General features: G+C 33.3%; 15 protein-coding genes. 1 reads left to right on the forward strand and 14 read right to left on the reverse strand.

Features of this window, described 5'->3' with window-relative positions:
- Nucleotides 1-74: 74 nt before the first annotated feature.
- From ATN92_RS10185 to ATN92_RS10220, 8 genes are all read right to left on the reverse strand, one after another.
- A complete protein-coding gene (locus tag ATN92_RS10185) occupies nt 75-2,003 on the reverse strand; it encodes a M13 family metallopeptidase (RefSeq protein WP_056952748.1) in 1,929 nt (642 codons plus the stop codon).
- Between the two features lie 309 nt (nt 2,004-2,312).
- A complete protein-coding gene (locus tag ATN92_RS10190; RefSeq protein ID WP_056952749.1) occupies nt 2,313-3,482 on the reverse strand; it encodes a family 8 glycosyl hydrolase in 1,170 nt (389 codons plus the stop codon).
- Between the two features lie 15 nt (nt 3,483-3,497).
- Nucleotides 3,498-4,796: a glycosyltransferase family 2 protein gene (locus ATN92_RS10195; protein ID WP_158106713.1), complete on the reverse strand. Its 1,299-nt coding sequence runs from the start codon at nt 4,794-4,796 to the stop codon at nt 3,498-3,500.
- The gene (locus ATN92_RS10200) at nt 4,786-4,941 is read right to left on the reverse strand and encodes a hypothetical protein (protein WP_156638756.1); all 156 of its coding nucleotides are present in this window, start codon (nt 4,939-4,941) and stop codon (nt 4,786-4,788) included. Before ATN92_RS10200 ends, ATN92_RS10195 begins: the two co-directional genes overlap by 11 nt.
- Before the next feature lie 11 nt (nt 4,942-4,952).
- Nucleotides 4,953-5,243 (reverse strand): hypothetical protein, encoded by a 291-nt coding sequence (locus ATN92_RS10205; protein ID WP_056952753.1) that lies wholly within the window; start codon nt 5,241-5,243, stop codon nt 4,953-4,955.
- Nucleotides 5,240-5,818, reverse strand: a complete 579-nt coding sequence (locus ATN92_RS10210) for a hypothetical protein (protein ID WP_056952755.1) — start codon at nt 5,816-5,818, stop codon at nt 5,240-5,242. Before ATN92_RS10210 ends, ATN92_RS10205 begins: the two co-directional genes overlap by 4 nt.
- Nucleotides 5,819-6,041: 223 nt before the next feature.
- Complete coding sequence (locus tag ATN92_RS10215) at nt 6,042-6,377, reverse strand: bacteriocin immunity protein (RefSeq protein WP_056952757.1); 336 nt, start codon at nt 6,375-6,377, stop codon at nt 6,042-6,044.
- Nucleotides 6,378-6,516: 139 nt separating this feature from the next.
- Nucleotides 6,517-8,220, reverse strand: a complete 1,704-nt coding sequence (locus tag ATN92_RS10220) for an MFS transporter (protein WP_056952759.1) — start codon at nt 8,218-8,220, stop codon at nt 6,517-6,519.
- Between the two features lie 136 nt (nt 8,221-8,356).
- Here ATN92_RS10220 and ATN92_RS10225 point away from each other — a divergent pair, with 136 nt between their 5' ends.
- Entirely contained in the window at nt 8,357-8,920 is a 564-nt protein-coding gene (locus ATN92_RS10225; RefSeq protein WP_056952761.1) for a TetR/AcrR family transcriptional regulator, read from the forward strand.
- A gap of 38 nt (nt 8,921-8,958) precedes the next feature.
- On the opposite strand, the gene ATN92_RS10230 is transcribed toward ATN92_RS10225, so the two are convergent.
- From ATN92_RS10230 to ATN92_RS10255, 6 genes are all read right to left on the reverse strand, one after another.
- Nucleotides 8,959-9,681 carry a substrate-binding domain-containing protein gene (locus tag ATN92_RS10230; protein ID WP_056952763.1) on the reverse strand — a complete coding sequence of 241 codons (723 nt, stop codon included), beginning with the start codon at nt 9,679-9,681 and terminating at the stop codon, nt 8,959-8,961.
- 85 nt (nt 9,682-9,766) lie between these two features.
- Nucleotides 9,767-10,588, reverse strand: coding sequence for a Cof-type HAD-IIB family hydrolase (locus tag ATN92_RS10235; RefSeq protein WP_056952765.1), 822 nt, complete (start codon nt 10,586-10,588; stop codon nt 9,767-9,769).
- Nucleotides 10,589-10,716: 128 nt separating this feature from the next.
- Nucleotides 10,717-11,526: an aldo/keto reductase gene (locus ATN92_RS10240; RefSeq protein ID WP_056952767.1), complete on the reverse strand. Its 810-nt coding sequence runs from the start codon at nt 11,524-11,526 to the stop codon at nt 10,717-10,719.
- 87 nt (nt 11,527-11,613) lie between these two features.
- Nucleotides 11,614-12,258, reverse strand: coding sequence for a DUF2812 domain-containing protein (locus tag ATN92_RS10245; protein WP_411762962.1), 645 nt, complete (start codon nt 12,256-12,258; stop codon nt 11,614-11,616).
- A gap of 9 nt (nt 12,259-12,267) precedes the next feature.
- Nucleotides 12,268-12,576 carry a PadR family transcriptional regulator gene (locus tag ATN92_RS10250; RefSeq protein WP_056952769.1) on the reverse strand — a complete coding sequence of 103 codons (309 nt, stop codon included), beginning with the start codon at nt 12,574-12,576 and terminating at the stop codon, nt 12,268-12,270.
- Nucleotides 12,577-12,675: 99 nt separating this feature from the next.
- A complete protein-coding gene (locus ATN92_RS10255) occupies nt 12,676-13,164 on the reverse strand; it encodes a P-loop NTPase family protein (RefSeq protein ID WP_056952771.1) in 489 nt (162 codons plus the stop codon).
- Nucleotide 13,165: the final 1 nt, after the last annotated feature.

Consider the following 13,165-nt stretch of genomic DNA (forward strand, 5'->3'; position numbering starts at 1 on the left):
TTATAAGCTTACCTATTCACTCTATCGAAGTGAGTAAGTAAAAGCAAACGCTTTCCTAAAAAATGGGAGTCAAATTACCAAATATTCAGACGTTGTGTTTTATCCAACCACATGCCATCTGTTTTTTTAATATCAAAAGCTTTATATAAATCATCCATATCCTGCGCAATAATATTACAACGTAAGGGTGCTGGTGAATGCACATCTACCGACAAAAGCATCTCATTAACCTGTTTAGTTGACTTAATTCGCCAATTAAGCGCCCAATTAACAAAAAACACTTTACAATTAAAATTTGGTTGTGCTTTAGCTACTTCCAAAGCACAGGCCAATCCCCCGACGTCAGCAATATTTTCACTCACTACCAAAGCTCCATTAACCTTTTTACCCATATATGAAATACCGTCAAACTGATCAATCATCTTCTGAGTTAAACTTTGAAAATTTTCATAATCCCTTGAAGTCCACCAGTTCTTCATATTCCCTAGTTCATCGAATTTAGCGCCATTGTTATCAAAAGCATGTGAAATTTCATGCGCTATTACCGAGCCTATTCCACCATAATTTTGACTAACGGTTTGTTTCAAATTATAAAATGGTCTTTGGAGTATGGCCGCCGGGAACGTTATATCATTGGCTGAGGGATTATAACTTGCATTAACTTCATAACCAGACATATTCCATTTGGCTCTATCAAAGGGCTTATAATATTGTTCAAACATATTTTGGATTTCTAAAATTCTTAAATGACGAACATTTTCATATAATGATTTTCCAGTATCAATAATGAATTTATTGTAAAGTGAATCAAGTTTTTCCGGATAGCCTATTTTAACGATCATCTTATCTAATTTTAATATAGCATTTCTCTTAGTAGCCTCACTCAACCATTCATTCTGTGCCAATCTCTTTTTATATGTATCAATAATTTTAGCAACCATACTAAGAACATCCTTCTTAGCACCTTTACCAAAATGCTTTTTTCCATAAAAAATACCAATTGGTTCACTAAAAAGACTGGTAGTTAAGCGACAAGCATACTTTTCACGCTTCTCTACACCGTTAACCCCCATCAATGCACTTTTGTATTGACTAATAATCTGCCGACTAGGTTCATCAATCAAATCGGCATTCTTCATTAAAAAGCTAACTAGCATCCATGCCTTAACTTCATCAAATGTATCATCATTAACCAATTCATTAAAATGATTAAAGTAACGTGGTTCCCCAATAATTATTTGTTTTGGTTCATCACCAATTAAATTCTTAATTATTGCTTGTAAATCTATGTAATTCGATTTTTTACCAAAATCTATAAAAGAGACAGGGTTATAAATATTAGGATAATCTGCCCATTCTTCCGGATTCTTAACCATTGGCAATAATCTGCGATCAAATTTTAGGGCCTTCTCAACCGTTTGAGAAACAAATGTATCATCATATCCTAACTTGATCAGTAAATCTTTAGCCGCTTGGGAATATAAATCCAGTAATCGCTTACCGATTGAATTACCGGCATCATAATAAGTTTTATCTGGCAAAATCAATTTAGCCCCGGCAGCATAAAATGACTTCTGAGAATTGTCTTTCATATTTTCATGAACTTCTATAATTAAGGGCAAAATAAAATCATTTTCAATAAAAAAATTTAATTCACTACTCAAATCATTCAAATCATTCATATTATTTATTTTTTCTAAATCATTCTTAATAACGTTGGATTTTTTTAATTCCAATGCCATTTCATATAATTTAACTGCCTGGAGTATAACTTTATCTTGAATGCGTTCAGTTCCTGACAAGAAACCATTCAGATCACTTCTTAAACTCTTTTCAACATTAAAGAATAAATTGGGAAAGGTACCCACACGTGGGTAATCCTTAGGTATAACTGCCTTTCTTAACCAATGACCATTGACTGCTAAATATAAATCATCTTTAAGGCTAGTTGATTCGGTACTAATTATGTTACCGGCTCCTCCAATTATATTGCTTCTTAACACCTGATTCACCTTCGCTTAAACTAATTTTGTTATATTATATCATCAAATTAGGAATAAAATAGTACAAATTTTAGGAATAATTAATTTAATTAACATTTCTCTAATAAATATTATTAGGTAAACTTAAAAAATAAAGTATAATTGGTATATGCCTAAATAATTCAAAATTATAAATTGAAACATAATTATATTAACACAAAGAAAGCCCAGTATAGTAACCATTTTTAATGATCACTACACTGAGCTTTTTTAACACTGCAAAACAATTGGTCTAGTCTTTTAATTTTACTAAAAATTCAATTATGATACTTATTTATTCTGACCGATACTACCGCTAGCCAATAACATCATCATCTGAATAGTAGCTGGATAATAATTATTTGTCGGTATTTCAGCTGTTAAATATTTTGTATAATTATGTTTTAATTTCTGATCAGAAAGTACTTGAGATGCATAAGCCACTGGAGCTGTAAAAGCGATATTAGTATAAGCCTCGACTGCCTTACCATTTAAAGTATAAACTGCCGTAATTTTCTTCTTTGATGCAAAGAAATCACACATTTTTTGAGCGATGGCTTTACTTGTCTGACTATGATTCAATTGATAATCATAAGCCACTCGCCACGGTATTCGACAGGCATTAAATCCATACTGGGCATCATACTGAGATGCTACTTGGTTAGCCTTAACACTACCTAATTTCAATTGTTTACCTTTAACAGTAACAAAATCAGCCATCAAACCAGTTTTATGTTGATTGCTCAATTTTTTTAAGGCATTCTGACTACTTTGAACTACTCTTGTCCAACTGCCATCTTTAGTATAACTGGCAAACTTACGGAAATAAGCCGTCATTAAATCAGATGTTCTAACCAAATCAGCTGATTTACTGGCAGTTGCCCAATCACCAACTCGTGGCAAATTCGTCGTAGGATTGATCTCATATTTCTTAATAGCACTCAACAGCTGATTAGCCAATTGATTATATTTCAAATCACCTTTACTGCCCCACTTCTCATCTGCCAAAATCAGAGCATAAGCAATATCCAAATCACCGTCAGTCGCACTAGTTTGTTCTGCCTTAGTGCTGAGCATTTTGCCATCTTTTTGATTTTGACGCCATGACATCAAAGGATTATCCGTACTAATCTGGTGGGCTAAATAATAACGAGTTAACTGATCAAACGATTTTTGACTCCCAAAGCCTTGTTTAGCTGCCATAACAGTAATCAGCATCCCATAACCCTGAGCCTCAGAAAGAGTCTGTGCTTTCTTAGCAGTATTAGTCTTAACATACCTTTGTTGACCAGAACCTTTTAAATAAGCTTTCTTCCAAGTACGATAACGAGACTTAATAGTTGCCGTACTAACATTCGAGGTACTCTGTGGTGACTGAGTATTATAAATTGCGGTTCCAATTGCGAAAGCAACCAAAATAATCAGTCCACTAAGCAGCCACTGATACTTATGTTCCTTCAAATTACTTTTCCCCCATTAAAATCTTTGTGTCTTATACCATTGCGTATGACGTTTACCAGTAATTTTATCTCGTAAAATGGCCCAAAAGGCTGCAATTGAAACGATGATAAATAGTTGCGCATAGGTAAAGTATGAGACTAACGTATAGAAGAAATTCTTCACCGTCTCTTGTCCATAATCACTTGCTAAGGCAATATTCATCTGTAACAAATATAGGAAAAACATCATTAGCCAGTTAACCATAAATAGAACTGATAGCGGTGTTCCCAGCGATACCAATTGATGAACTTGTGGAAAGATAGTCTGCACTCCCGCTAAGATCATATTCAAAATAAAAATCGTATTTGAAATAATAATTGCGGCATTGAACCAGAAAAATGTACAAACATAATAGAAAACTTCCAATTTGATTCGCCAAGATGTGCGATCAAACAGATGCTTTAAATTATCCAAAATGACCTCATAATTACCACGAGCCCAACGTTTACGTTGATTGTAATAAGCAAAAAGCGTTTCAGGTTCTTGTTGGAAAGCTTCAGCTCGATGTGCCAAAGCAATCAATTTTCCAGAACGCATTAAACTAAACGAAATAGCAGTATCTTCTGTTAAGGCACCATTATTCCAACCACCAATCGATTGAACTATTTTCTTATTGATAATGAAATTGGTTCCCGGTATTCGACCAATTTTAAAAAGCTGCCAAAGACCTGTATGTTGAATTCTTTGTGTATTGACGATCTCCAAGTTAATACAGCGAGTTAAGAAATTTTGCTGGTAATTACGTGTCTTGTTACGACCAAATGCCGCAGCATAACGTTCAGGATTCTCTAAAACCTTCTGAACTAGAAAATAAAGTGCATTCTTTTCTGGTGCCGCGTCAGCATCGTAAACACCCAAATACTCACCTGTCGACACTTTTAAGGCATCATTTAGGACTCCAGCTTTCCCACCAGTACCAGTTCTTTCAATAACTCGAAAATTATGATTCTTAAACTCTTTGATCTGTTTTAATTCACGAACTCTATCAGCTGTATGATCATTACAATTGTCGGCATAGACTAACAGTTCAAACCGATCAAGTGGATAATTTAGACGCAAAATTGATTGTACTGTATCTTGAATTACCAATTCCTCATTATGAGCTGGTACTACTAAAGTTACCCTTGGATAACGTTTTAATGGCGGACCATTAACAATATTAGTATGCTGTAAATGTTTGAAAATAAAAATTACCCCACCACTTAAAGTAACTACGGTCATAAAAATCGATAACCAAATGGTAATTATTGCGATGACATATAAATTATCGATCATGCTGTTTATCCTCCGTATTAAAACGACGGATAGTTAACTTAAAGATTTGCCACCAACTGATCGATAAGATAACAATGACAATTCCAAAAATAATTGTAACTACTAAACTGAATGAAAAGAGCCAATTTAAGCTTCCTAAGACCATCTAATTCTCCCTCAGAGATATTCTTTAACGATATCTGTTTCTGCACTACGTTCCAATTGTGTCAACGTATCCTCAACATTACGATTCTTAACTCTATCTTGACTAGAATAAGTTATTTGTCCCATTCTTAACACCAACGCGTTTCTAGCCAATCCAAATTCTTCAGCAATATCATCAATGTGACTCTTAATTTTTTTCTTCATAATTGGTGCATTATCAGCACCCAACATTGGTGATAAGATAACAAATCTACCAGCACCAATATAGTACAAATGATCAACCGTAAATAACATTCCATTCAAATGTTCTGCAGTTGCTCGTAACAAACGATTGAATTTTTGATTACCCAAGAATTAACTATGTTTTCAAGAAAATCTATTTTGACCATCGTTAAAGTAAAACGATAATCTTCTTCATGATAGAAGACTAGTTTCAACTCTCTAGCAACAGCAATATTTAAGGCTCGTGCATTCAAAGCGCCCGTAATCACTTCCAAATCAGGTTTTTCCTGTTGTAACTGTGCTAATTCAGCAGCCAAAGCTTTCCGCTTCAATAATTGGTGATCTAATAAATACATTAAGTAGGTAGTTAATGGTGTAATTGTCAATAAAGCAACCGCTGGCCACAAGTACAATTCTCTAGTATAGGGAATCATCAACATTAATCCTCCAGCACACATGCTGACAAATGACAGAACACTTCCTAAGATAATGTATGTTGTCCGTCCCAAAAGTAATCCTAAAATGAATACTAACGATACAATCAAGAAGTTCAACCATGATCCATCAATGACACTTAAGTACAATAAGGTATACTGATAAATCAATATCAGGAGCATCCCCACAAAGACCATGTTGTCGACTGATTTAAACTTCATTCACTCATCCTCATTTATAAAAATATTTATCAATTCATTCCAATCAATCTAGTTAACAATAATTATTAGGCATTGTCAAAATGATTGTCTACCACATTTGGAAAAAATTGACCTACTAAAAATAACTTTAATTTTCTATTTTTTGAACCACTTCATTTATTATAAAACAAAAGCCAACCACAACAATAGTTTTGTGGTTGGCTTATTAATTTATCCGTATCCATTAAATTCTTTCGAACCAAGTTAGACCTGCTTGCGTAGCACTCCATTCAATACCTTCACACTTAGAATTGATTCTTCTGGCTTCATAGTATAAATCAATCAAAGCTTTAGGAAAGTTCTCACTGTCTTTCATATACTCACTAGCAATGTATTTACATATTAATGAAGAAATTTGATCAATATTCTGTTGATTTTTTAATTCGTTAATAAATTGACCAAGTACTTTTTTTAATTTCGTCCATCTTTCAACCTCAAGACCATTGTAAGCATCCTCTAATCGATCCAAAAGTTTTAAATCTATCTCTCTTAATTCTCTTTGTTTTTCCGTCTTATTCATTCGTATATTTCCCCATTAGAATATATTTTTCGAACAAAAAATTTGAATACATTCTAATTATTGTTGTTGATATACATTAATAGCAATGAATACACTAATTGAATTTTTCATATATTTTAAATATAGATTAATCGTTATTTTATTTGTATTGTTTTTCTTTAAAAATAAATATGGTCAAAAATCCACATACGATAAAAGGCAATTCCCATTTATATAACTTTAAAAATGCATCTGTTAATTGATTATGAATATGTTGCTTCACATCCTTAAAGATGCCTTTCAATTCATGATTGATAGTTTTAACTTTATTCTGTGTTGCTATTAAAACTTTTTGATACAATTGTTGCTTAATTTTCGTTGGCAAAATTATACCAGCATCGGATTTAGTACCGATAATGATTTTCGTTTGAGTTTTTGCCAATTTAACTGTTTGATCAGTTCCTATCTGTGGTAGTTTGATACTTTGTGAATTAATTTGACTGGTACTATCATTTTCTTTAACTCTATTAATCATTTTATTTTGTACTGTCTTAGGTAACTTGGAATCCTCTATTCTATCAGTCGCATAAGAATGAACATTTTGTTTGGCCGAATCAATATTGCCATCTAATAATGATAGAAAGAGTGCAATACCAATAATCACACCAATATTTCTAACAACATTCAGTACGTTTTGTGCTGCCGTCAATTCTGTTCCTTCTAGGCTACCTACTGCAATCGACATGGCAGGCCCAGCTATTGAACCAATGCCTAAGCCCAATAAGATATCAACTAAGTAAAGTTGATTATAACTATTTTTCAAATTTAAATGACCCATAAAATATACTGCGATGCCTAAAATAATAATACCGAATCCTACTAATACCCTGCTGTTAACTTTCCCCACCAATTTGGTTGCGATTGGAGTTGAGAACAATAACGTAATTGACATGGGAGTAATTAATAAAGCAGCATGAAGTTCTGAAACACCAATAACTTTAGTTAAAAAGGTTGGAATGATGCCAATAAAACTAGCCATAACAATAAAGGTAATCAAAATTACTACGTTAGCACCAACATAATTGCGATTCTTAAACAATTTCAATGGAATAATAGGCTCACTACTATGTTGCTCATGATAAAGAAAAATCATGAATAATAGTAAGGACGAAACCAAACAACCAATGGTTTCAAAGCTGATCCAACCCCAATTTTTACCTTCTACTAACGATAAAGTTAACAAGAATAAAAATCCAGCAATTAAAATTGTTCCACTGAGATCAATCTTAATTTTCTTAACCTCTTCATTCTTCATTGAAAGTAACAGTAAATTCATTGTTAAAACAATTGCTACTAATGGAATATTAATTAAAAAGACCCAGTGCCAACCAAAATATTGAGAAATAAAACCACCAATTGTAGGTCCAAGTGCGGCACCTAAAGCTTGTGTAGCAGCAAAGATAGCAATTATTTTATTACGTCTATCTTTTTCAACTTGTCTGAAGCCTAAAATCATCCCTGACGGTAACATTATTGCTGCACCAATACTTTGAACTGAACGGCCTATTAATAATACATTCAAGGATGAAGCTAAACCACTAATCATTGATCCAATAGCGAATACTATCAAAGCTATATTCAATAACTTGACATGTCCAACAATATCGCCAATTCGACCAAATGGAATTAAAAAGGAAGCAAATAGAATTGTATAGATATTAATAGCCCAAGATAAATCGGTTAAAGATACGTGCAATCCTGATTGAATTTCCGGAATAGCGATATTCATAATATTTGTATCCAAAATTACTAAGAAACCTATAACCGATAAAGTTAAGATAATCAGTTTCTTTTTCATTGTCATAATATTCACCTTCAAGTCTTTATGCTGTAACTTATGTATTTTTTTGATACACTTGTTTCAACAAGAACATTATTAAACATTTCAGCTTGTAAATATATTTAAATCGCCTGATTTTAATGGATTGGAAGTTAATGTTATGACTAGAGACACAAATGGTAAAAATGTAACACGTATGCAATTACAAACCAGAATCTGGATCAAAGATGCACTCATGCAATTGTTGAAAGAATATTCATTTGACGACATAACTGTCAAACAGATTGTTTTAACCGCTAAAATATCTCGACCAACCTTTTATCGTAATTATTCATCTAAGAAAGAGGTCCTTGATGATGCGATTACCGATATTATGTTGGACTATAAAGAAAAGTTTAATCAAAAAAATATTACTGATCTGCATGGTTTATTAGTTTATTGTTTTCAATATTTCGGCAACAACCACGACTATATCAGCATTATGGTAGGCGCTCATTTAACTGGTTATCTATCCGATAAACTGACTCGCCAATTTGCTGAAGGAATTCAGGACAATATTCGTACTTGGAGACAATGGCAGACACCACTTCAAAAACAAATTGGTATTCACTTTGCCTTCTATGGATTTCTAAATGTCATTATTTATTGGATTGCTACTGGATGTAAGGAAACACCTGAAGCCATGGCTGAACAAACGATTGAAATCATTAAAAATTTGGTCTAAAAAAGAGTGGCTATATTAGCCACTCTTTTTACTTAATTCTAATTATTATATTTCTGATTCAATTCATCAGTTAAATTCTTAATACTTTTAGCCATTTCGGGATTAGCCTTTAATTCCTTGGTAGCTTTCGGATTATTCAAGTGGTATTGCTTATCCTTAGAATCCTTAATCCAAAAATTAAATGCTGGCATATCTAAATCATAGGTATTTGTGTTCGCCAAATTGTTCTTCTTGATGGTCTTCATATAAACCGTTGGTTCAGTTTTTCCAATCGGCTTGATTCCACCAATTATTTTGGAACCAACTTTAGGAAGTGGTGCCTCGTTATATTGAACCAGAATATCATGATTTGCTTCTCGAGTTTGATTTTGATTCTTGTACCATCTGTTAGTTGTAGTAATTCCACCATTCATCACTAACACAATTTTCTTACCTTGAAGTGACTTCTTACCACTGATCACTTTATCAACGTAAACTGTTACCTTAGTGTAGGCACCATTATCAAGATTATCCATTTTGGACATATCGTAAACCGTTCCTTGAATAACTGACTTGTTAACTTTTTTCAATTGTTTCATTGTTTGGGCAATGTAGCCACGGTTATTCCCAATCTTGTCAGTTTTAACGACTTCTAAATCAGAAATCGTCTTGTGCCATTTACTGGCATTTTCTTTTATAGCAGCGTCTTCAGACGTATTACCACATGCAGCTAAAGGTAAAACAAATATTAAAGCTATTAAAGCAATCAGTATTTTTTTCATTTTATCATCCATCCTTGGGCGATATTATCTCATGTTCTACAAGGATAGAGTAGCTCGATTTCTTTATAAAAAGTTAACGAAGATATTATATCAATTTATTTAAGATATTCAGAACACCTTCGTCATTATTGGAATCCGTAAAATGAGTGACTTGAGCTTTAACTGAGTCAACGGCATTATCCATCGCATAACCATAAGGTGTCAATTTCAACATTGCCAAATCGTTTTCATTATCACCAAAAGTCATAATTTCATCATCAGCAATATCATATTTTTCTTGTAATTCGTGCAAACCGGCCGCTTTATTAACTGTACTCTCACTAATTAGTTCAGTATTATAACCAGACGTTTGACTCGATAATTCTGCTGGTAATGATTGACGAAGATTATTCATTGCAACATCAAAATCTACATGTTCATCGAAAGTTATACCGATACTAGTGATTTGATCTTGCAAGCGTTGTGGTGTCACTGTTGCCAAATCAGTAACTCGCTTTAAATGATTATAGTAATGATACGTTAAATCGTAAATTGGTTGAGAAATTGACTGATCTACATAAGCAGATTTCACACCAACTACTAAGTGTTCAACGATATCCTTCTTATCAAATTGCTGATTAATGACATTCAAAGTAGCCGTTACTGCCTCTTCTGGCATAGCACGAATTAAAAGTGGTTGATTGTTACTATAAACGGCTGCTCCATTTTGGGAAACAAAATCCATTTCATCTTTAAACTCCGCAAACTGATCCTGCAGACGTTGATATTGCGAACCACTGGCAGCTACTACCCGAATATCTTTGGCACGTAACTGCTCCAATATTTCACTGAAACGTTGATGATTATACGTATTCTTATCGTTTAAAAAGGTTCCATCCATATCGAATGCTACTAATTTGATTGCCATAATTTCTCTACCTTACTGTAAAAATCATCTTTCCATGATATCACAAATTAAATAACCCTCAAACGATTTACAAATTTTTCAATCCGTATAACGTTTGAGGGCTTTATTAATTTAGATATTTTTTTGTTTTAGTTATCGTAGTTAAGATGTTCATCTTTATTTAAACCATTGATAGCCTTAATTTCATCAGCTGTAAGTTCAAAATCAAAGATGTCAAAGTTTTCCTTTACACGACTAACCTTTGATGACTTAGGGAAAATAACATAGCCAGTATCAATGTGCCAACGTAAAACAACTTGAGCAGCTGTCTTATTGTGCGCCTTAGCAATCTTATTGATTGTTGGATCTTCAAGAATAAAGTGACCATGTCCAATTGGTGAGTAACCTTCGTTAACAATATCATTGTCTTCGTCAAATTTACCCAATTCAACTTGTGTCTTGTAAGGGTGACGTTCAATTTGGTTAACCATAGGTTTAACTTTTGCCATTGCAAAGACTTCTTTAAGTTGTTTCTCAGAGAAGTTTGATACACCGATAGCTTTAACTTTACCTTGATCATACAGTGTTTCCAAAGCTTTCCAAGTATCCAATGTCAAATTGAAGTCCTCTTCATTTGGCCAGTGAATCAAGTAAAGATCTAGATAATCCATTTGCAAGTCTTTAAGTGTTTGTTCAAAAGCAGCCAATGTCTTGTCATAGCCTTGATCAGCATTCCAAACCTTTGATGTGATGAAAAGATCCTCTCTCTTAACGCCAGCATCCTTAAAGGCTTTACTAATAGCAGCTTCATTGCCGTAAATATGAGCACAGTCAAAATGACGGTAACCAGCATCCAAAGCACCTTGGATAGCAGCTGGAATATCAGCATTATCAATACGATAAGTTCCGAATCCTAACATAGGGATAGAAACTCCATTACTTAATGTTTTAAATTGCATATTAAATTCCTCCTACCTTTAATTAAACTACACTTATATACGCTTTTTCAAAGATACTAACTTATCCATTCATATTTTTACATCAATTTACTTATTATTAACTGCACTGTCTCTAACATCATTACCATTTACGATAGCTTTTAAAATGTAATAGATGCCCATAGCCAAAAAGAATAAGAAAAAGACAGATCGTAACAAAGCAAATGGCGTCTCAAATAAAAAGGCTCTCCAAAATACGCTTCCTTGCATATTCCACAAACCTGGTGTCAAATACCAGCTTTTGAAGTCAAATAGATTTTTCCAATTGAAATATCCTGCTTGTATAAGAACAAAAAAATCAGTGAAAAATAAAATTGCATAAGTTATCGCAAAATTTGTGAATCGTTTTCGGGGCAAATTTTTAGATTCTGAATCTGAAAAAATATCTCTCGGTGATTGAGCATCCTTTTGTTGAAAATACTGTGCCCCACCATGACGACTTCCATACACCAACTTCCAGCCACTATCTGAAAACATTGTTACGTAATCTAAATACTTACCGGTGCTCATATTTTCATTGTGAAAGTCGATACGCGTATACGGATTAAAATCAGCTTTTGAATTTAACTTTTCAAATGTATAAATGTGTAAAAAGGGATTGACCTTAACTAAACGATAGCCTGTCTCCTGAACTAAATTAATCCATTTTTCTTCTGTATTTAAAGATAGAAATAATTTAAATCTTTTCATCATAATTGACCTCTAATATCCAAATTTATTTGCTACTTTAACCAGTTGTTGCATTCTTTGTGTTTCCAATTCCAAAATATTCTTGCCATCTTCAGTTATTTGATAGACCCGACGACGTTTGTCCTGACTAGGAACTTCTTTAATCCATCGTAGTTTTAACAAATTCTCAATGGCTCCATACATAGTTCCGGCAGCTATTTTGACATCCCCATTACTCAGTCGATCAATCTCTTGAATTGCCCCATATCCATGCAGTGGTTGATTCAAGACTAAGAGAATGTAATAAACTGTTTCAGTTAAGGGTAAGTTTTTATTTCTCATAGGAGAAGCTCCTTTTAATATACAGTTCAGCTTTATATTTTTAAGCTATATACAGTGTAACTGTATATTCGATTTATGGCAACAAAAAACCACATTTTTTCAAATGTGGTCTAAATAATTATTGGCTTCGGCACGTGACTTAAAAATAACCACGTTTACCTTATCTTTATACTTATTGATTGACGTATAAATTTGTGGCAATTCATCTTGAGCAAAATTTTCAATAAATTGCTTGAATTCAGGATCAAAACTAGTCTCTGTCCAAGGCAAATCCTCACGAGTTTTACCAACACGAGATTCGGCCCCAGCCAAACAAACGTCAACTGGATAATCCAAAAGAAAAACGGTATCGCAATATTTTAAACGCTCTTCAATCGTACGTTGATAATTTCCATCAATAATCCAACTATCCTTTTGTAGAATCTGTCGCAAAGTCGCATCAAATTCAACTTTAGTATGCGTTGTTTGATCTGACTTATGCCACAACATATCTAAATAATATAATGGCAATCCAATTCTATCACGTAATTTTCTTGCAAAAGTACTCTTACCAGCACCCGGACTACCAATGACGATTGCTCTCAACATT

It is taken from the genome of Companilactobacillus bobalius (assembly GCF_009764355.1).

Excerpts from the sequence above, each read along its gene's own strand:
- ATN92_RS10220 (WP_056952759.1), bottom strand. The coding sequence starts at position 8,220 with ATGACAATGAAAAAGAAACTGATTATCTTAACTTTATCGGTTATAGGT.
- ATN92_RS10230 (WP_056952763.1), bottom strand. The coding sequence starts at position 9,681 with ATGAAAAAAATACTGATTGCTTTAATAGCTTTAATATTTGTTTTACCT.
- ATN92_RS10240 (WP_056952767.1), bottom strand. The coding sequence starts at position 11,526 with ATGCAATTTAAAACATTAAGTAATGGAGTTTCTATCCCTATGTTAGGA.
- ATN92_RS10225 (WP_056952761.1), top strand. The coding sequence starts at position 8,357 with ATGACTAGAGACACAAATGGTAAAAATGTAACACGTATGCAATTACAA.
- ATN92_RS10215 (WP_056952757.1), bottom strand. The coding sequence starts at position 6,377 with ATGAATAAGACGGAAAAACAAAGAGAATTAAGAGAGATAGATTTAAAA.
- ATN92_RS10200 (WP_156638756.1), bottom strand. The coding sequence starts at position 4,941 with ATGGTCTTAGGAAGCTTAAATTGGCTCTTTTCATTCAGTTTAGTAGTT.
- ATN92_RS10245 (WP_411762962.1), bottom strand. The coding sequence starts at position 12,258 with ATGATGAAAAGATTTAAATTATTTCTATCTTTAAATACAGAAGAAAAA.
- ATN92_RS10210 (WP_056952755.1), bottom strand. The coding sequence starts at position 5,818 with ATGAAGTTTAAATCAGTCGACAACATGGTCTTTGTGGGGATGCTCCTG.
- ATN92_RS10235 (WP_056952765.1), bottom strand. The coding sequence starts at position 10,588 with ATGGCAATCAAATTAGTAGCATTCGATATGGATGGAACCTTTTTAAAC.
- ATN92_RS10195 (WP_158106713.1), bottom strand. The coding sequence starts at position 4,796 with ATGATCGATAATTTATATGTCATCGCAATAATTACCATTTGGTTATCG.
- ATN92_RS10255 (WP_056952771.1), bottom strand. The coding sequence starts at position 13,164 with ATGTTGAGAGCAATCGTCATTGGTAGTCCGGGTGCTGGTAAGAGTACT.
- ATN92_RS10250 (WP_056952769.1), bottom strand. The coding sequence starts at position 12,576 with ATGAGAAATAAAAACTTACCCTTAACTGAAACAGTTTATTACATTCTC.